Annotated in this window: 19 protein-coding genes; 7 read left to right on the forward strand and 12 right to left on the reverse strand. The window is 71.0% G+C overall.

Features of this window, described 5'->3' with window-relative positions:
- Nucleotides 1-75: 75 nt before the first annotated feature.
- On the reverse strand, nt 76-1,185 hold the full coding sequence (locus ACZ7OH_RS50465; protein WP_470287485.1) for a DUF4192 domain-containing protein: 1,110 nt from the start codon (nt 1,183-1,185) through the stop codon (nt 76-78).
- Nucleotides 1,186-1,344: 159 nt separating this feature from the next.
- Nucleotides 1,345-2,199 carry a M23 family metallopeptidase gene (locus ACZ7OH_RS50470; RefSeq protein WP_470287486.1) on the reverse strand — a complete coding sequence of 285 codons (855 nt, stop codon included), beginning with the start codon at nt 2,197-2,199 and terminating at the stop codon, nt 1,345-1,347.
- A gap of 97 nt (nt 2,200-2,296) precedes the next feature.
- Between ACZ7OH_RS50470 and ACZ7OH_RS50475 the strand changes: the two genes are divergently transcribed.
- On the forward strand, nt 2,297-3,418 hold the full coding sequence (locus ACZ7OH_RS50475; RefSeq protein WP_470287487.1) for a sensor histidine kinase: 1,122 nt from the start codon (nt 2,297-2,299) through the stop codon (nt 3,416-3,418).
- A complete protein-coding gene (locus ACZ7OH_RS50480; RefSeq protein WP_400893332.1) occupies nt 3,415-4,056 on the forward strand; it encodes a response regulator in 642 nt (213 codons plus the stop codon). Before ACZ7OH_RS50475 ends, ACZ7OH_RS50480 begins: the two co-directional genes overlap by 4 nt.
- 99 nt (nt 4,057-4,155) lie before the next feature.
- Here the strand turns inward: ACZ7OH_RS50480 and ACZ7OH_RS50485 are convergent, their stop codons facing one another.
- Complete coding sequence (locus ACZ7OH_RS50485) at nt 4,156-4,839, reverse strand: YdcF family protein (RefSeq protein WP_470287488.1); 684 nt, start codon at nt 4,837-4,839, stop codon at nt 4,156-4,158.
- Entirely contained in the window at nt 4,839-6,644 is a 1,806-nt protein-coding gene (locus ACZ7OH_RS50490) for a Xaa-Pro dipeptidyl-peptidase (protein ID WP_470287489.1), read from the reverse strand. The genes ACZ7OH_RS50485 and ACZ7OH_RS50490 overlap by 1 nt, the downstream gene beginning before the upstream one ends.
- 84 nt (nt 6,645-6,728) lie before the next feature.
- Here ACZ7OH_RS50490 and ACZ7OH_RS50495 point away from each other — a divergent pair, with 84 nt between their 5' ends.
- On the forward strand, nt 6,729-8,288 hold the full coding sequence (locus ACZ7OH_RS50495) for a DUF4139 domain-containing protein (RefSeq protein WP_470287490.1): 1,560 nt from the start codon (nt 6,729-6,731) through the stop codon (nt 8,286-8,288).
- 6 nt (nt 8,289-8,294) lie between these two features.
- Here ACZ7OH_RS50495 and ACZ7OH_RS50500 read toward each other — a convergent pair whose 3' ends face one another.
- The 4 genes from ACZ7OH_RS50500 to pdxR all read right to left on the reverse strand — a co-directional run bounded on the left by ACZ7OH_RS50500 (nt 8,295) and on the right by pdxR (nt 11,210).
- The gene (locus tag ACZ7OH_RS50500; protein WP_470287491.1) at nt 8,295-8,489 is read right to left on the reverse strand and encodes a hypothetical protein; all 195 of its coding nucleotides are present in this window, start codon (nt 8,487-8,489) and stop codon (nt 8,295-8,297) included.
- A 337-nt stretch (nt 8,490-8,826) separates the two neighbouring features.
- Nucleotides 8,827-9,258: a CBS domain-containing protein gene (locus tag ACZ7OH_RS50505; protein WP_470287492.1), complete on the reverse strand. Its 432-nt coding sequence runs from the start codon at nt 9,256-9,258 to the stop codon at nt 8,827-8,829.
- A 102-nt stretch (nt 9,259-9,360) separates the two neighbouring features.
- Complete coding sequence (locus ACZ7OH_RS50510) at nt 9,361-9,807, reverse strand: hypothetical protein (protein WP_400889330.1); 447 nt, start codon at nt 9,805-9,807, stop codon at nt 9,361-9,363.
- On the reverse strand, nt 9,804-11,210 hold the full coding sequence (pdxR, locus tag ACZ7OH_RS50515) for a MocR-like pyridoxine biosynthesis transcription factor PdxR (RefSeq protein WP_470287493.1): 1,407 nt from the start codon (nt 11,208-11,210) through the stop codon (nt 9,804-9,806). Before pdxR ends, ACZ7OH_RS50510 begins: the two co-directional genes overlap by 4 nt.
- A gap of 77 nt (nt 11,211-11,287) precedes the next feature.
- Between pdxR and ACZ7OH_RS50520 the strand changes: the two genes are divergently transcribed.
- Complete coding sequence (locus ACZ7OH_RS50520; RefSeq protein ID WP_470287494.1) at nt 11,288-11,860, forward strand: TIGR03086 family metal-binding protein; 573 nt, start codon at nt 11,288-11,290, stop codon at nt 11,858-11,860.
- Here ACZ7OH_RS50520 and ACZ7OH_RS50525 read toward each other — a convergent pair.
- Nucleotides 11,853-12,848 carry a neutral zinc metallopeptidase gene (locus ACZ7OH_RS50525; protein WP_470287495.1) on the reverse strand — a complete coding sequence of 332 codons (996 nt, stop codon included), beginning with the start codon at nt 12,846-12,848 and terminating at the stop codon, nt 11,853-11,855. The genes ACZ7OH_RS50520 and ACZ7OH_RS50525 overlap by 8 nt on opposite strands.
- A gap of 113 nt (nt 12,849-12,961) precedes the next feature.
- Between ACZ7OH_RS50525 and ACZ7OH_RS50530 the strand changes: the two genes are divergently transcribed.
- Nucleotides 12,962-14,974 (forward strand): prolyl oligopeptidase family serine peptidase, encoded by a 2,013-nt coding sequence (locus ACZ7OH_RS50530; RefSeq protein WP_470287496.1) that lies wholly within the window; start codon nt 12,962-12,964, stop codon nt 14,972-14,974.
- Here ACZ7OH_RS50530 and ACZ7OH_RS50535 read toward each other — a convergent pair.
- Both ACZ7OH_RS50535 and ACZ7OH_RS50540 read right to left on the reverse strand, forming a co-directional pair.
- A complete protein-coding gene (locus tag ACZ7OH_RS50535; protein ID WP_470287497.1) occupies nt 14,964-15,278 on the reverse strand; it encodes a DMT family transporter in 315 nt (104 codons plus the stop codon). The genes ACZ7OH_RS50530 and ACZ7OH_RS50535 overlap by 11 nt on opposite strands.
- Nucleotides 15,278-15,889, reverse strand: coding sequence for an FMN-dependent NADH-azoreductase (locus ACZ7OH_RS50540; RefSeq protein ID WP_470287498.1), 612 nt, complete (start codon nt 15,887-15,889; stop codon nt 15,278-15,280). Before ACZ7OH_RS50540 ends, ACZ7OH_RS50535 begins: the two co-directional genes overlap by 1 nt.
- Nucleotides 15,890-15,966: 77 nt before the next feature.
- Between ACZ7OH_RS50540 and ACZ7OH_RS50545 the strand changes: the two genes are divergently transcribed.
- Nucleotides 15,967-16,506 carry a TetR/AcrR family transcriptional regulator gene (locus ACZ7OH_RS50545; protein ID WP_470287499.1) on the forward strand — a complete coding sequence of 180 codons (540 nt, stop codon included), beginning with the start codon at nt 15,967-15,969 and terminating at the stop codon, nt 16,504-16,506.
- Here the strand turns inward: ACZ7OH_RS50545 and ACZ7OH_RS50550 are convergent.
- The gene (locus tag ACZ7OH_RS50550) at nt 16,503-17,237 is read right to left on the reverse strand and encodes a ferritin-like domain-containing protein (RefSeq protein WP_470287500.1); all 735 of its coding nucleotides are present in this window, start codon (nt 17,235-17,237) and stop codon (nt 16,503-16,505) included. The two genes, ACZ7OH_RS50545 and ACZ7OH_RS50550, sit on opposite strands and share 4 nt — an antisense overlap.
- 93 nt (nt 17,238-17,330) lie before the next feature.
- Here ACZ7OH_RS50550 and ACZ7OH_RS50555 point away from each other — a divergent pair, with 93 nt between their 5' ends.
- Entirely contained in the window at nt 17,331-18,257 is a 927-nt protein-coding gene (locus ACZ7OH_RS50555; protein ID WP_470287501.1) for a TIR domain-containing protein, read from the forward strand.
- Nucleotides 18,258-18,374 lie beyond the last annotated feature (117 nt).

The following is an 18,374-nucleotide window of genomic DNA, read 5'->3' on the forward strand; positions in this document are numbered from 1 at the left end:
TCTCGGAGGGGCGCTCGCGGCGGGGGTCGCCGGGTCGGGGCTGGACGGCAGCCACCCCACGACCTCCAGAGCCGCTCATGCCTTATCCACCGCGGGATGTCCACAAGCGACACTCGCCGGCAAGCCCGCACCTGCTCCCTCGAAGTCCGGTGGCTCCAACCCGAACCCCGCCAGGCCTGACGGGTCCGCCGACAACGCCAGCCCCAGCAACTCCTTCGGGGGCATCCCTCGCTGCAGGACGGTTCTCAACAGCCCCGCCAGCACGTGGTTCGGGTTCGCCTCCAGGGCGTTCTCCAGTGCCATGCCCGCGAACGTCCCGTCGCCGCGCATGAAAGCCGCGTAGCCCAGCAGCGTTGCCGCTTCGGCGCGCTCTGGCGCTGGGAGTTCCTGGACCAGCATCAACCACAGCAGCTCTGCCTCGCGGGCTGCCGGGGTGTGGGGTGGGGCCGCCATGCTCAAGCACGCGTCGCGGATCTCCGGGAGCGTCAACGCGCTCGCCAGCAAGACAGCCTGCTCGTCCGTCGGCGGGCCTGAGCCGCGGCGTTGGCGCTCGAAGGCCGCTCGGATCACCGAGGCTGCCTCCGGAACGCACGTCGACTCCGGCCAGGGCAACGACGACATCCTGGACAACGCCGCGGTCCGGCGGGCCAATGCCTCCGGGGAACGGGGTGCCAGCAGCGCCGCCAGCTCGTCTCGGCTGTCGAACGCCACCCAGCCGGCTTCCGTCGCCCATGCTGCCGTCACCGTTGCCCTCGGGTCCGGGAGCTCGCCGGCGCAGGCTGGATCCGCGTAACAGCTCCAGGGCGCTCCCTCGGCGATGTCCGCGGCCCACAACGTGTGCAGCACCGGGATGCCGAGCTCGTCCAGCGCCGCCGCCAGTTCGGCGGCGAAGTCCGCGTACGGTGGCGAGCCGCCGGGTCTTCGCTCGCCGCCGATCAGCGCCAGCGTCACGGCCGTGGGTGGCGCCAGGACGTACCTCGCCGCCAACGCGCGGGCCTGCTGGGTCCGTTCTCCCGGGCGCGGGAGGTCGCCGCGCAGGACCAGGCCTACCCGGTCGGCCCGGCGGCCGATGAGGACGACGGAGTTCGCGGGCCGGAACCCGATCAGGTACGGGAGCGCGGCCAGCAGCTGCGCGGGGCTTCGGAGGTCGACCGGCGGGGTGCCGGCCGGGGTGGAAGTGGTCATGCCTCCAGCGTGGGGCAGGACGGGGTGGGATGGGGCGGTGGCGGCGAATCTGTGGATGGCCGGGGCCGATGTGGACGGAACCGGGTGGGCGGCGTCCGGGCGGCGGGTTTTTGTCGGTGGGGCGGGCTATGCTGCCCGGCCCCACCGACCGGTCCGGCCTCAGCCGCAGTGCTCGAAACCGCTTTCGTAGGTGTTGCTGCCCACCGAGCCGCCCCACTTGACGCAGGTGGCCGCAGCGGTCTTCTTCACCGGCCCGGCGTAGTAGGTGAAGCTGCCGGAATCGGTCACCCGCGCCGCGCCCTGGACCTCAAGGAACGCCGAGACCGGGCTCGCCGTGCCGAGCGACGTCGCCTTCAGCGTCGTCACGCAGTTCGCCTTGGTCGAGGAGTTGTACAGCAGGTACGCCGTGCCCGACGAGTTCGCCAGCGCCTGCTGGTCGACCACGGAGAAGCCGTCGCCGCAGACCTCTTCGGCGGAGTACGGGTTGCCGCCGCAGCTGTTCTTGCTCGTGAAGTCCGTGTGGCCGTAGTACGGCACGGCGACGCCGTTCAGCTTCGCCTTCTGCACCACGCCGTCGAGCCGCTCTTCGAAGTGCAGGTGCGGGCCGGTGACGCCGCCGGTCGCGCCCGCCTTGCCGAGCTCCTTGCCGAGGCCGACCGTCTGCCCGACCGAGACCTCCTGGGCCGAGAGGTGCGCGTACCGGGTGCGCCAGCCGCTGCCGTGGTCCACCTCGACCCACTTGCCGTAGCTCGTGCTGCCTTCGTCGGCGACCCGGGTCACCGTGCCGGAGGCCGCGGCGAGCACCGGCATGCCCGTGATGCCCGACTTCTGGAAGTCGACCGAGTACTCGGGGCTGTGGCCGCTGAACGTCGCCGCGGTGACGGTGACCCCGCACTTGAACGGCACTTGGAAGTTCGGCGCGGCCGACGCGGGCGCCTGGCCGGCGAGGGTGAGGCCGAGCGCGGGCAGCGCCGCGGCGGCGGCGAACACGGCGAGCCGTCGCAACCTGGACATGGGGCTTACCTCCTGACAAACGAGACAGCTTGACCCCACGAAGGGAAGCCTCCGTCGGTACATTTTCCGTACAAGCACCCGCGGAGGACCTTCGAAGATGACGCCCGGACTGGCCCGGTTCGACCGGTTTCCCCAGGGACAGGCCTACCTGCGCTGGGCGTTGATCGCGGTCCCGATGTTCGCTGCGATGCCCCGGGCGAACACACTCGCCTGGATCCTGATCGGGACCACCCTGGCCTTGTCGATCCCCCTGCTGTGGCTGTACGACGTCGGCGGCCGACGGCTGCCGCCGGCGCTGCTCCTGGCCGTGATCCTCTGCGCCGGCACGCTCTGGGCGCTGGTGCCGAACAGCTGGGCGTCGGTGACGATGTTCAGCACCACGTTCTTCGTCGTGCTCCGGTATTCGACCGTGCCGATCTTGCTCGCCACCGCGTTCGACCTGGGGGCGATCACCGGGTGGGCGTCCCTGCACGATGCCTGGGACGGCGCATTGGCGACGTACACGGTCCTCGCCGTGATCGTGCTGCTCGGCCTGAACCGGCGGACCCGGATCGCCCGCATCGAACAGACCGAGCTGGCATTGGCCCGCGCGCAGACGGCCACCGAGGAGCACGCCCGCGCGGCCGCCCTCGCCGAACGCGCCCGCATCGCCCGCGAGCTGCACGACGTGCTCGCGCACTCGCTGGCCGGGCTGTCCCTGAACCTGCAGGGCGCCCGGCTCATGCTGGTGCGCGACGGAGCCAGCCCGGACGCCGTCGCGCAGATCGAACGGGCGCAGAAGCTCGCGTCGGACGGCCTCGCCGAGGCCCGCAAGGCCGTGGCCGCGCTGCGCGAGGACGCCGTTCCCGTCGAACGCGCGATCGCCGACCTGCTGGCCGCCTACCGGCTCGACAGCGGGGCACGCGCGGACCTCAAGGTCGAGGGCGAACCGCGCGAACTCGACGCCGCGGTCGGCACCGCGCTGGTCCGCGCGGTGCAGGAAGCGCTGGCCAACACGCGCAAGCACGCGGCGAAGGCCGACGTCGACGTCACGTTGGGGTACACCGACGGGTCGGTCGAGCTGACCGTGGCCGACCGGCAGGGCAGGCGGCCGCCCGACGCACCGGCCGCAGGCTACGGTTTGCGCGGGATGAACGAGCGGGTCGCACTGCTCGACGGGCGCCTGGACAGCGGGCCGGGGGAGGACGGATGGCGGATTCACCTGACGGTGCCGGCGTGACGCTGCGCGTCGTGCTGGCCGACGACCAGGCGGTGGTCCGGGAAGGCCTGGTCACCCTGCTCGGGCTGCTGCCCGGCGTCGAGGTGGTCGGCGCCGCCGCCGACGGCCTGGCCGCGCTCGACCTCGTCGCCGCGCACCACCCCGATGTCGTCCTGGTCGACCTGCGGATGCCGCGCTGCGACGGCGTCGAGACCACCGAACGGATCCGCGCGGAGCACCCGGGCACCGAGGTCGTCGTCCTGACCACGTACGCCGACGACGAGTCGCTGCTGGCCGCCTTGCGTGCCGGCGCCCGCGGTTTTCTCACCAAGGACGCCGACGCCGAAGCGATCGCGCGGGCGTTGCGCTCGGCCGCCGCCGGACAGTCCACAGTGGACGGCGAACTGCAGCGGCGGCTGGTCGAGGCCGCCACCCGCAGCTCGCCCCGGCGGGTCAAGGAGGTCGAAGGCCTGACCGCCCGCGAGATCGAGGTGCTGCGGCTGATCGCGGCGGGCCTGTCGAACACGGAGATCGCGCGCACGCTCGTGGTGAGCGAGGCGACCGTGAAGACCCACGTGAACCACCTGTTCACCAAGGCCGGGTTGCGCGACCGCGCGCAGGCGGTCGCCTTCGCCTACCGGGCGGGCATCGCGGACTGACTCGGACGATGGACATCGGCCTTCGCGCAGCGCGGCGGCGGTCGATCTGCCCGTCCCAGACCGAGCGGGCGACGTCGTAGCCGGGGTGGACGGTTCCGGTCAGCTGGGCGCGCAGGCTTTCCAAGGTGGGTTCGGCGGTCGAGGCGGCAACAGCCGCTGGGTGAAGCCGGCCGCGGCCAGCCTGCCGAACGCCCGCTCGACGCCGGCCGGGACGGGCTGTGGGATCGCGAAGCCGCGCGCCGCGTACTCGATGATCCGCTGCGTCTCGCCGACGAGCATGCTGACCACGCGCTCGACGTCCTCTTCCCCGGTGACGTGGTCCTCGAACGACACCGCCTTCGACGCGCACACGACGTCGATGCCGGGCCAGAGCCGCTTCGCCGTCGCATACGCGCGACGCTGCTGGTACGGCCGCGTCACGAGGGTCACCGACGCGATCTCGCGGCCGGCGAGCAGGCGGCGGGTGAACGCGATGTTGTCGCCGGTGTTGCGGGCCGCCGGTTCGACCAGGATCACGTCGTCCGGCACGCCCAGCTCCAGCGCGATTTCGCGGTAGTGGACCGCTTCGCCGCGGGGGAAACGCTCCACCGTCGTCGGCGCGTTGGCGCCGGTGAATACGACGAGCGGGAAGCGTCCGGCGTGGAACAGCTCGGCGGTGTGCACGGCGACGCCGGGATCGCGGCTGCCCAGCCCGATCCCGACGTCGGAACGCCGCGGTTCGTGCCGCAGGTCGTGGTACTCCCACAACGTGCGGACATCGGCGTCCAGGTGTTCCGGCAGCATCAGCCGAACGCGGCTCGCAGCGCCGGCTTGCCGCCCGTCACCGGCAGCGTCACCGACGTCCTGGTCAGGTCGAGTGCCAGCCCCGCGCCCGGCTTCGGCCGCAGCGTGTAGTCGTGGTCGCTCGAAGCCAGCAGGAACTCCAGCCGGTGACCCGCCGCGAGGATGTAGTCCTTCGGCATCAGCTCGACGCCGATCCGGTAGGTCTGCCCCGGGCTGATCGGCTCGGTGCGAGCCGGCGACGTGCGGTTCTGCGGGTCGGTCCAGCCGCGGCTGATGATGTGGGACGTGCCGTCGGGAGCGCGGTCGAGCAGGATCGCCGAGACGTTCGCCGCGGGCCGGTCGAACGCCAGCGCCAGGTCGGCGCGCGCGGTGCCGGAGAGGCGTACAGACTGCTTCGCCGCCGAAGTCGCGTACAGCAGCCGGTTGCCGGACGAAGCGAGGCCGGCGAGCTGCTCGATCGTCTTCGACGAGTCGTCCGCGAGCGTCTCGACGGCCGCCGTGCCCGGGACCGGGTTGCGGGTGTCGATGGCGCCCTTCGAGCGGCCGCCCGGCCACGGGTAGACGCGGACGTCGGCGGTGCCCGGCGCCGGCCAGTCGGCCTCGTCGGCCCAGGACAGGTCCTCGCGCTGGATCGTCGCCTTCGGCTCGTTCTGGATGCCGTTGTCGATGCCGTAGAGGTAGTGCGACATCCACTTGTTCAGCGTCGCGAGCCAGACGTCACGCCGCAGCGAGTACGGGTCGGCGTGGCCGGACTGGTGCAGCCAGATCTTGTGCTCGACGCCGTGCGCCTTCAGCGCTTCGTACCACTCCGCGACCTGGTCGGTCTTGACGTTCCAGTCGTTGAGGCCGTGCACCGCGAGCACCGACGCGTGCACTTTGGCGACGTCGTTGCGGTAGTTGCGGACGTCCCAGAACGGCGTGTAGTCGCCGGTCACGCGGTCCTGGTCGCGGGTCAGGCCGTCGATCACCGGGCGGCAGACCTGCCGGTCGGCGCGGGTGTAGACGTACTCGGCGAGCACGTCGGCGTCCTCGCCCTGGTACCCGCCGGCCGCGACGACGGCGCCGGCGTTGCGGTAGTACTGGTACCAGCTGGAGATCGCGGCGATCGGCACGATCGTCTCGAGGCCCTCGACGCCGGTGCTCGCGACGGCGTTCGGCAGCGTCCCGTTGTAGGAGACGCCCATCATGCCGGTCTTGCCGGTGCTCCAGTCGGCCTTCGCCGGGGCGCCGTTCGCGTCTTTCGCGGCCGTGCGGCCGTTGAGCCAGTCGACGACCGAGCGCGCGCCGATCGTCTCGTTGACGTCGCCGGTCGTCGGGCAGCCGGTGGAGAGGCCGGTGCCGAGCGACTCGCCGTAGACGACGGCGAACCCGCGGGCGGTGAAGTAGTCCTGGTAGCGCCAGGTGATCGGGGTGGCCGGGCCGACGCCGTGCGCGGCGACGCGCGGGCCTTCGGGGCCGCGCGCGTACCCGGGCGCGTAGAGCTCGACGTCGACGTCGTGGTTCGCGACGTCGTTGCCGCCGGCGTAGTACGGGCTGGCCTGGTAGATGACGGGGACCTTCAGCCCCTGCTGCGTCGCGCGCGGGCGGACGACCTGGGCGTGCACGAGGTCGTCCTGGCCGTCGTGGTCGCTGTCGACCGGCGCGGTGACCCAGACGTCTTCGCGGACGACGTCGGCGGGGTCGAACACCGGCTGGGCCTGGCCGCCGGTGAAGACCGGGCCGGGCGGGGCGGCCTCGGCGGGCACCGCGGTCAGCGGCAGGGTCGCCAGTGCGAAGAGCAGGACTGCGGTTCGTGCGGCTTTCACTCAAACCCCCAAGCCGGGCGAAGCGGACGACTGTCGAGACTTCCGCTCCGGCCTCGGGAGTGTCAAGAGACTAACGTCGGGGGCATGCCGACCGTGGAAGCACCGATCGCCGCCGTGACCGTCTACCCGCAGCAGGCCCGGATCACCCGCCGGGGCAAGGCCCCGCTCGACGCCGGGCCGCGCCTGACGTTCGCCGGGCTCCCCCTGTCGCTCGACCCGGCTTCGGTGCGCGTCACCGGGACCGGTCCCGCACTGATCACGGGCGTCGACGTCCGCACCGAGCGGCACGCTTCGCCGGCCGACGCCGCGTTGCGGGCTTTGGTGGAGCAGCGACGCGCGGACCAGGCGACGCTCGACGGCGTCGTGGACGACGAAGCGGCCGAAGCGATGAAGGTGGATCTGCTGACTTCGCTCGCGAAGCGCAGCGGCGGCAGCTTCGCGAAGGCGCTGGCGGCCGGGACCGCCGAGCCGTCGCGCGTCACCGAGGTGACCGACGCTTTGAGTTCGAGGCTGGCGTCGGCGTTGAAGGCGCGGCGGGTGTTGTCCGATCGGATCACCCGGCTGCGCGAGGACCTCGCTGCTTTGGATCGGCGGATCGAGTCCCACAGCGCGCAGTCCGAAGAGGACAGTACGTCGGTGGTGGTGGAGCTGGAGATCTCGGACACTTCCGGATCGGCCGAGCTGGAACTGTCCTATGTGGTCCCGGGCGCGAGCTGGGAGCCGGGGTACGACGTCCGGGTTCGCGGCACGGACGTCACGGTGATGTCGTACGGGCTGGTCAGCCAGTACACGGGTGAGGACTGGCCGGAGTGCGAACTCGCTTTGTCGACCGCGCGGCCGGCGGTTTCCGTGGTGGTACCGGAGTTGTCGCCGTGGTTCCTGGACCGCGTCCACCCTGTCCCGCCCGCTCCGGCGGCGGCGTACGGCGGGTCGGGCGGCGGTGTTCCCGATGGGGCGCGGATGCGCTTCGCCGCTGCCGCTGCAGCTCCGGCTATGGCGCCGAAGCTGGCTTCGGTGGAGCAGGGGACGACGGCGGTGACGTACCGGCCTTCGCGTCCAGTGGCGGTGCCGTCGGGGGCTTCCGGCCATCGGACCACGTTGGCTCAATTGGATCTCACGGCTTCGCTCGGGTACGTCACCGCGCCGGTGTTGGCCGAGGAGGCGTATCTGCGGGCTACGGTCGTCAATACGTCTTCGCTCGCTTTGCGGCCTGGGCGGGCTTCGGTGTTCCATGACGCTGAGTTCGTCGGGACTACGTCTTTGGAGGCTTGGGCTCCTGGGGAGGAGCTGGAGCTGGCGTTGGGGGCGGACGATCGGATCCGCGTCGAGCGCGAACTGGTCCGGCGGACGGCTTCGAAGGCGACGTTGTCGGGGCAGCGGCGGCGTGAGGCTGAGTACAAGATTTCCGTGGGCAACCACGGGCCTCGGGAAGCTGTGGTGACGGTGCTGGATCAGGCGCCGGTTTCTCGGGACGACGGGATCACTGTGAAGGACGTGAAGACTTCGCCGGAGCCGGTGGAGACGTCGGAGCTGGGTGAGTTGACGTGGAAGCTGACGCTCGCACCGGGGCAGACGGGTGAGGTGAAGCTGTCGTACCGAGTGGATGTGGCCAAGGGTGTGGAGCTGTCCGGCTGGCGCGAGTGATCGCCGTCAGCGCTTCGGCCGTTCGACCAAGACGTCCGATTGAACGGCCGTCGATGCCTTCCGGTTGCGCTCGAGCAACCCGATCCGTTCCGCCGCTTCCAGCGGATCTTCGTGTTCCCACACCCTCACGACGAGCCAGCCCAACTCGGTCAGTTCAGCATCGGTGTCGCGATCACGGCGCGCAATCCCGCGCAGTTTCAAGCGCCACCACTTCCTGTAGTGCGCTGCGCAAAGCGAGTTCCGGCTGGGGCCGGCCCGGGATCCAGGTGCTGGTACACCTCGTCAGAGTCGCACCGGGGACCGACAAAACCGGCCGCGAGTACAACCTCGGCCATCTGCGAAGGCAAGCGTGCCACGTGAACGCGATCCGCAGCCCCGCGCTCCACTCGCGGCGTGACGGCTGCGCGAGTGGCGTTCGAGCTCATCCGGCTCGCACATCTCGAATCGCGGCGAAAGTCAGGGGAAGAGCGGGCCGGGCAGACCTGCCGTGACTGGTCTACCCGGCTTTCTCCTCGCCGTCTTCGGAAGGCTGTTCCGGTCAGCCTTGTGAGATGTAGGCCTCCAGCTGTTCCTGGCTCTTCTCCAACTCCTCCATCCGGTTCTTCACCACGTCCCCGATGGACACGATCCCGGCCAGCCGCCCGTCGGCCAGCACGGGCACGTGCCGGATTCGGCGCTCCGTCATCAGGACCGACAGCTGGTCCACCGAGTCGTCCGGGGAGCAGCTCGCCACCAGCTTCGTCATGATCTCCGACACCGGTCCGTCCAACAGGCCCGGGCCGCGGTCGTTCAGGCGGCGGACCACGTCGCGTTCCGAGACGATCCCCGCTATCGATCCGTCCGGGGCCACGACCACCATCGCGCCCACGTTCTGTTCGGCCAGGCCGGTCAGCAGCGCGGTCACCGTGGTCTCCGGGGTGACCGTTGCGACCGCCGACCCCTTCTTGCGCAGCAGATCCGCAATCCGCATGGCGATCCTTCCCGTCGGTGAGCTGGATCACCACAGGGTAAGGGTGCCGGGACCTGGGCGAAAGTCCGGCAAACGGGGCGTTTTCGTGGTATTGAAAACGATTCAGCCGAGGCGTTCGGCCAGGCCGTCCAGTGCCGAGCGGATTCCGGCCGCGTAGTCGTCGTCGCACAGGGCGTCGAGGCGGGCTCGGGCCAGTTCCAGCTGCTCGCGCGCCGCCGTCAGGTCACCCAGTTTGCGGTAGTCCTCACCCAGGTTGAGGTGCAACGACGGGTAGAACCCGCGCACGGCCAGCGACGAGTGGTACTCCTGGGCCCGCGAGTCGGTCAGCGAGTCCGCCGCCGCCAGCGCGCGCAGGTCCCACTCCAGCTCCTCCGCCGGGTCGTCGCAGACGTCGGCCATGTGGTGCGCCAGCGCGACGCGGTGCAGCGGGTCGCCGTCCGGGCCGATCGACGCCCACAACGCCGTGAACGTCGCGTACGCGCCCTCGCGGTCGCCGCCGATGTGCTGCCGGAGACCGGCGTCGATCGCCACCATCACGTCGTCGGTCACGCCGCTCCCCCGTCCGCCAGCTCACGCAGCCGGGCCAGTCCGGGCCCGATCCGCTCCGTCGCGACCGCACCGTAACCGAACACGAGCCCGTGCCGCCGCTCGCCCACCGCGAAGTCCCCCAGCGAGTAGAGCCGGACGCCGTGCCGGCGGGCGCGACGCACCAAAGACGACAGATCCGACGAGGAAACCGCGCTCACGTGCAGCCCGGCCGAAGACGGCAACGGCGTCAAGAAGCCGAAGCCCGGAAGAAGCGACGACAGCAGCTCGTGCCGCTCGCGGTAGACCTTCCGCATCCGCCGGACGTGCCGGGCGAAGCCGCCCTCGGCCATGAACGCCGCCAGCGCCGCCTGCTCGACGTTCGGCGCGTGCCAGTCCGTGAGGTACCGGGCCTTCACCAGCGCCGGTACGAGCGACGGCGGCGCGACGAGGAACCCCAGCCGCAGCGCCGGCGACAGCACCTTCGAAAACGACCCGACGTACACGACCCGGCCGCGGGAATCCAAGCTGTGCAACGGTTCCAGGGGCCGTCCGGTGTAGCGGAACTCCGTGTCGTAGTCGTCCTCGACGAGCACGGCGTCGTGCCGCTCGGCCCAGTCCAGCAGCTCGAGCCGGCGCTCCAGCGACATCGACAACCCCAGCGGGTACTGGTGCGACGGCGTCACGTAGACCAGCCGCGCCTCGTCCGGGATCGCGCTGACGACGATCCCGTGACCGTCCACCGGCACCGGCGCCACACGCACGCCTCGCGCGGCCAGCACCAGCCGCGGCGGCGGGTAGCCGGGGTCCTCGACGGCGGCCACGTCACCCGGACGCAGCAGCACCCGTCCGACCAGGTCCGTCGTCTGCTGGGCACCCGCGGTGACGACGACCTGCGCCGCGGTCGCCCGGACGTCCCGCGACACCCCGATGTGCCGCGCGATCTCCGTGCGCAAGGAACCGAGTCCCTGCGGGTCGCCGTAGGTCATCAAGTCGGCCTGGCCCGCACGCAGCCGCTGCGTGACGAGCCGGCGCCACGTGTCGAACGGGAACCGCGTGAGGTCCGGGACGCCGGGCCGGAAGTCGAACTCCGGGGCCGGCGCGAACGGCGCGGGCGGCGCCGGCACCGCGTCCCACTCCGGCAGCGGCCGGACACCCGACACCGAGGACGGCGCGGGGCGCGTCAAGGAAGAACCCGTGACGAACGTGCCCGCGCCGACGCGCCCGGCAAGGAACCCCTCGGCGGTGAGCCGGTCGTAGGCCGCGCTGACGGTCGTCCGGGAGACCGCCAGCCGCTGCGCCAGCTCCCGCGTCGGCGGCAGCGCCTCACCGGGCCGGATCCGGCCGTCCAGGATCGCCGCGCGCAGCTGCCGGTAGATCGCGTCGCGGTGCCCGCGCGTGCCGGTCAGGTCGATGTGGACGTCCATCACCCCAGATTGGCACACCGGAACAGGCGCGGATTTGGCACTTCTCGTGGTCCGCTCCCCCGCCTAGCGTGCGAAGCATGGATCTCCGCGAACTCGACCGCCGCACCCTGCTCGTCCTCGACAAGATCGTCGCCACCGCCCAGCCGGAAGACCTCCGGCGCCCGACCCCGTGCGCCGGCTGGATCCTGGAAGACCTGCTCCGCCACCAGGTCAGCGAGAACCACGCCTTCGCGACCGCGGCCCGCGAAGGCTCGGCCCCGGACTGGGACGCCGGCGACCTCGGCGACGACGCCCGCGCCGCCTACCAGGCGTCCGTCGACGACTTCCTCGAAGCCTTCGCCGACGACGCCGTGCTGGAGCGGCAGCTCACGATCAACCACTTCGGCACGTTCCCCGGCACGATCGCCGCGCACATGCACCTCGTCGACACCGTCGCGCACGGCTGGGACCTGGCCCGCACGCTCGGCCTGCCCTACGAGCCCGACGCCGACGCCGTGCACGCCGCCCTGCAGCTGGCCGAACGGATCCCGGACGAGGGCCGCGAGAAGAACGGCTCCTTCGCCCACAGCCTCGGCACGGCACCGGACGCGAGCGAGCTCGACCGGTTCCTCGCGCTGCTCGGCCGCGACCCGGCCTGGACCGTCAGCTGATGTCGGCGGGCGCGGCGCTCCACGTGTCGCACGCCTTGGTGTTCTTGCCGTCGTAGCCGGCTTTCGCCCACGTCAGCTGGTGCTCGCGCGAGCCGTGCGTGTCGCTGTCGTTGGCGCGGCCGTAGTCGGCGACGGCGGCGTTCGCCAGCGACCGGCTGACCGAGCCCGTGCCCGCGACCGCGGCCAGGAACAGCGCGCCGAAGCAGTTCGCCTGCAGCTCGATGCGCCGGACGACCTCCTTGTCGGCCGCGGTGTCCTCGTTCGGCGAGGTCATCTTGTCCGCCGCCGCGGCCAGGATGCCGCTCTCGCGCTGCACGTGGTGGCCGTACTCATGGGCGATCGTCGCGATGTGGCGGGCCTTGTTGAGCCCGGCGTCCGACAGCATCCAGTCGGTCGGGGCGTAGATCGCGGTGTCGCCGCCGCAGTAGTAGGCGACGGCTTCGTTCTCCGTCGGCGCCGCGCCGCACGCGCTGTGCTCGGGCAGCGTCACCGAGACCGTGGCGGTCAGCGTCGGCTCGTTCGCCTTCTCCAGTGCAAGGCGCCACGACTGCTCCAGGCAGTCGACGAGCGCGCCGTAGTAGGCCTTGAGCTGCGCGGGCGCCCGGCCGAGGTCGGGTAGCGCGCACGTCGCGGGGCCGGGCGTGATGCCGGTCGAGAGCAGCGGGTTGCGCGCCAGCTCCGGCACCGGTTTCGCGGGCTTGCCGTCCGAACCACCGCTGTACGCGCGGCCCGTGTCGACGCCTTGGGCGACGTACGCGTGCCCGTCGACGCGGTGCGGGATGGTGGCCGCGATCAGCGAGATCGCCAGCACGACGACGAGGACCCCGGCGACGGCACCCCAGAGCCGGCTGCGCGGCGGAGCGATCGGGACGGGCGGCGCGGCGGCCCAGTTCGGCGCCCAGGGGTTGGGCTCCGGGGCCCACGCGGGTTCCGGTGACCGGTCCCCGGCCGGCGGCGCGGGAAAACCGAACACTCCGTCGTCGTTCACGTTCTCCCCCTGCTCGGTGGCACCAGCATACGGACCCCCGGAGAGGGAAGGATCACGAAACGAAAACACGTCCCGGTGGCCACCAGGGCCTCGAGCGGGCGAAACTGAACGGCATGAGTGTCGAGGATCCGTACCTGTGGCTGGAAGACGTGACCGGCGACGACGCGCTCGGCTGGGTGCGCGCCCGCAACGACGAGACGCTGGCCGAGCTGACCCGCGGCGCGCGCTTCGCCGAGCTGCGTGACGAGCTGCGCGAGGTGCTCGACGCCGACGACCGGATCCCGTACGTCCGCCGCCGCGGCGAGTTCTTCTACAACTTCTGGCAGGACGCGAGCCACCCGCGCGGCCTGTGGCGGCGGACGACGCTGGAGTCCTACCGCCGGGCCGAACCCGAGTGGGAGCTGCTGATCGACGTCGACGCGTTGGCCGAGGCCGAGGGCGAAAACTGGGTCTGGCAGGGCGCGACCGTGCTGCGGCCGGACTACCGGCGCGGCCTGGTCGAGCTGTCCCGCGGCGGCGCGGACGCGACGGTCGTGCGCGAGTTCGACCTCGACGCGCACGAGTTCGTCGAGGGCGGCTTCACCGTGCCGGAGGCCAAGACGCGGATCGGCTGGATCGACGAGGACCGCGTCTACATCGGCACCGACTTCGGCGAAGGCACGCTGACCAGCTCCGGCTACCCGCGGCTGGCCAAGGAGTGGCGCCGCGGCACGCCTCTCGAAGAAGCCGTCACGGTCTACGAGGGCAAGCCGGACGACGTCTCGATCGGCGCGTCCCACGACCCGACCGAGGGCTTCGAGCGCGACTTCGTCAGCCGCGCGATCGACTTCTACCGCTCCGAGCTGTACTTGCGCACGCCGGAAGCGCTGCTCAAGATCGACGTCCCCGACGACGCGAGCGCGTCGGTCCACCGCGAGTGGCTGCTGGTCCGGCCGCGCACGGCGTGGACCGTCGACGGCACCGAGCACCCGGCGGGGTCGCTGATCGCCATCCGGTTCGACGACTTCATGGGCGGCGAGCGCACCTTCACGACGCTCTTCACGCCCGACGACCACACCTCGCTCGACTACTGGGCCTGGACGCGCAACCACCTGCTGCTCGGGACGCTGCGCGACGTCCGCACCGAGCTGCGCACCCTGACGCCGGGCCCGGACGGCTGGACCGACGAGCCGCTGTCCGGCGGCCCGGAGTTCGGCAGCGCGGACATCTTCGACACCGACCCAGACGTCAGCGACGAGTACCTGATCGACTCCAGCGGCTTCCTCCAGCCGTCGACGCTGAGCTACGGCCACGTCGGCGAAGAGGTCGAAGTCCTGAAGCAGGCTCCGGCGTTCTTCGACGCTTCGAGGATGAGCGTCGCGCAGTACTTCGCGACGTCGGAGGACGGCACGAAGATCCCGTACTTCGTCGTCCGGCCGTCCGACGCCGAAGGCGGCCCGACGCTGCTGACCGGCTACGGCGGCTTCGAAGTCTCGCTGACGCCGTCCTACAGCGGCATGATCGGCCGCGGCTGGCTCGCGCGCGGCGGCACGTACGTCGTCGCGAACATCCGCGGCGGCGGCGAGTACGGGCCGAGCTGGCACACGCAGGCGATCAAGGCCGAGCGCCACCGCGTGTACGAGGACTTCGCTTCGGTGGCCACGGACCTCGTCGAACGCGGCATCACGACGCCGGACAAGCTCGGCATCCAGGGCGGCAGCAACGGCGGCCTGCTGATGGGCGTCATGCTGACGCGCTACCCGGACCGGTTCGGCGCGATCGTCAGCCAGGTGCCGCTGCTGGACATGCGCCGCTACCACCTGCTGCTGGCCGGCGCGTCGTGGATGGCCGAGTACGGCGACCCCGACGAAGGCGCGGAATGGGAGTACATCTCGAAGTACTCGCCGTACCAGAACGTCCACAGTGGACGCTCGTACCCGCCTTCGCTCTTCGTGACGTCGACGCGCGACGACCGCGTGCACCCCGCTCACGCCCGCAAGATGGTGGCGCGCATGCGTGAGCAGGGGCACGACGTCCGCTACCACGAGAACATCGAAGGCGGCCACGGGGCCGCGGCGGACAACGAGCAGCTGGCGTTCAAGTGGGCGCTGGTCTTCGAGTTCCTGTGGGAGCAGCTCACGAAGTGACGCGGGCGAGCACGACGCCGCCGACGATCAGGGCCAGCGCGGCCACCCGGCCGACGCTGAGCGGGTCCTCGCTCACGACGACGCCGAGCACGATCGCGCCGACGGCGCCGATCCCGGTGAACACCGCGTAGGCGGTGCCCACCGGGACGGTGTCCATCGCGCGCGACAGCAGGTAGACGGCCGCGGCGCCGAGCACGAAGCACAGGAGCGTCGGCCACGGCCGCGTGAAGTTCTCCGTCGGTTTGATGCTCTGCGACCAGGCGATCTCGACGAGCCCGGCGAAGACGAGCGTCACCCAGCCCATCAGAGCGCCTTCAGCGCCGCTTCGCGCGACGCGACCCGCTCTTCTTCGCGCGCCGCCAGGTGCGGGTCGACGAGGGCGTTGGTCAGCTCGGCGTGCACGAACCGGACGTCGTCGACGTCGTAGTGCCCGGCGATGAAGTCGCGCAGGTAGCGCTCGTGGTGGTCGAACGGCGCTCTCGGCGTGCCCGGCGCGTACGTCCCGCCACGGGCGCCGGCGATGACGAACGCCTTGCCGCGCAGGGACATCCGCGGGAACGTCACCTGGTCGATCCAGGTCTTGAGCGCCGCCGGGATCGAGAAGTTGTACATCGGCGCGCCGATCAGGACGACGTCAGCCTCCAGCAGTTCCGCCAGCAGGGGTTCGACGATCGCCCAGGCCTGCTTGTGCGAGGGCGTCTCGACGACGTCGGCGTAGTGCGCCGGGTCGGTGATCCCCGCGGTGAGCAGGGCGTCGCAGATCTCGGTCCACGCCTCGCCGATCACCGGGACCGGGTCGGCGGCGAGGTCGCGGTAGGTCCGGGTGCCCGGCCAGCCGGCGGCGTAGCGCGCGGTCAGCTCGCGCGAGAACGACGTGCGGCGGGCGCTGGAGTCGAGGTGCAGCAAGTGGGTCACGGTTCCTCCTCAAGTGGACGCGGTGTCCACTTGACGTCAACTGGACGCCGCGTCCGCTTATTCCCTAGGCTGCCGCCATGCCCGAACGCGCCGACGCGGCCCGCAACCGCGCGAAGATCCTCGAGGCGGCGGAGGAGCTGTTCACCGCCCGCGGCGCGGCGGACGTGACGATGGAAGACATCGCACGCGCGGCCGGCGTCGGCCGGGGGACGCTCTACCGCCGTTACCCGGACCGCGCGTCCATCGCCGTCGCGCTCCTGGACGAGCACGAACGCCGGCTGCAGGAGTCCCTGCTGCGCGGCGACCCGCCACTGGGCCCGGGCGCGCCGCCGGCCGAGCGGCTGGCGGCGTTCTACGCGGCGATGGTGGAGCTGCTGGAGCGGCACGCGCCCCTGGTGCTGGGCACGGAGGTCGGCCACTCCCGCTTCACGACGGGGGCGTACGGCTTCTGGCGCGCGCACGTCAAGGTGCTGGCGGCGGCCGCGCCCGACCCGGACGTCCTGGCCGACGTCCTGCTGGCGCCGCTCGCCCCGGAGCTGTACCTGCACCAGCGCGCGCGAGGGGTGACGCCGGAGCGGATCACGGCGTCGCTGACAGAACTGGCGCGGTTGCTTTAGACGAGTCCGCGCGGCCTCGCCCGCTTCGGAACGTAGTGCGGTTTCGGTTTCGGCTCCTCACCCCGGATCCGCGCAAGGGCGGCTTCGAAGGCGGTGAGCACGTCGGCGGCGAAGACGAGCCGTCCGACGCCGAGCTGGTGCAACGCGGGCCCATGATCGACCGCGACGGTGATCGCGACGCCGATCAGCAACACCCGCCAGGCCCCGAACACCGCGGCGCGCACGGGTTTCGGGAGGCCGGCGAACCCGATCCGCAGGCGGTGGCAGTGGAAGGGCACGTGCCGCTCCTCGTCGGCGAGGATCCGGGCCGCGACCTGCGTGACGAGCGGATCGCGGCTGCCATCGCGCAGGGCGCGGTAGTACCGCAGCGCGACGACCTCGGCGACGAGCAGCACCATCAGCTCCAGCCGCAGCCAGAGGGCCCGCCGCAGCCGGACGAACACGGTGTCGGACCAGTGCCGTTCGATTGTCGAAACCCCGGCGGCGTTCAGGAGCGCGGCGAGCATCCGCGCGTGGTTCTGTTCCTCGGCGACGAAGAGCTTGACGGCGGCGAGGTAGTCGCCGTCACCGGCTTTCGCGATGAGGTTGGCACCGTCCCCGGCCTCCCCGACTTGGAAGCGCTGCACGCTTTTCGCGACGTCGGGGTGGAGCCGGGCCCCGCGCCCCCAGGGCGGGTCCGCCCGGCCGCGACGGCGTTCGGCTTCCGCTTCGAATTCCCGCAACCAGTTCATCGGGTCCGATGATGCCGGGTCGTCGTGGACTTCCCGGGCGGGTCCGGTGGAGATTCGGTGAAGACAACTGAGGTTCCCGGCTAAGGTGGGGTGATGGTGGATCCGCACGAATACGACGTCGCGGTCTCCTTTTCGGGCGCCCAGCGGGGCTATGTCGAGCAGGTCGTTCGCCAGTGCGAAGCACTCGGCGTGCGTGTCTTCTACGATCGGAACGAAACCGCGCAGCTGTGGGGCACCAACGTCATCCCGCAACTACGCAAGGTCTACGGCGGCGTGATGGCCCGATTTGTGGTTCCGTTCCTTTCGCAGGAGTACCTCGCCGGCCCCTACCCGATGGACGAGCTCTACACGGCCATGACCGCCGGCGTCGAACGCGGAGACGGCTACATCCTGCCGGTCATGATGGACGATGTCCGCGTACCGCCCGAACTCCTGAGCCCGGCCGTCGTCTACTTGCGAGCCGCGGATTACACCCCACGGCAACTCGCCGAAGTCGTCGCCGAGAAAGTCGCGACAGCGCGCGGCGAACAGCGGGAGCCTCTCGAAGTCAGCAAGGTGATCGAAAAGACGCTGCAGGTGCGCAAGCCGAAGAACGCGCCACTCAGCTTCAACCAGCAAGAAGTACTCGATACGACGCTCGCCCAGGTAGGCGAGTTCTTCCGGAGTGAGGTGACACAGCTCGTCGATTACGGGTTCAACTGCCGGGTACGGGTTACGGACACGGCCGCCCAGGTGCTCGTGGAGCAGCACGGCAACCCGGTCTGCGAGCTGGTACTGCGTGAAGGCGATTCCCTGTGGTCCGGCAAGTTGACCATGGCCTTCGCATGGCCCCGCATCACCGGTAGTGGCGTCAACGGGTCCATCACGGCGAAGTGGGACGCGGATTCGACCAGCCCCGTGTTGGTGTTCGACGACTACAGCAGGCCCGGCTCGGCCGACCGGCTCCTGCGGGGCGCCGAAGAGCTGTTCAACGAACTGTGGGAAAAGGTGCTGTCGTTCCTCGAAAAGCGGCCGCGCTAGCCAGGGACCGAAGTCACGTCAGGCCTAAGGGATGTCTCGTAACCCGGTGTCGGAGCGGCCGGGCCGGTAGTTGATCATGTTGGTGTGGTGCAGGTGATCACAGCGTCGCGGCCGGAG

The organism is Amycolatopsis sp. NPDC114478, assembly GCF_055633805.1.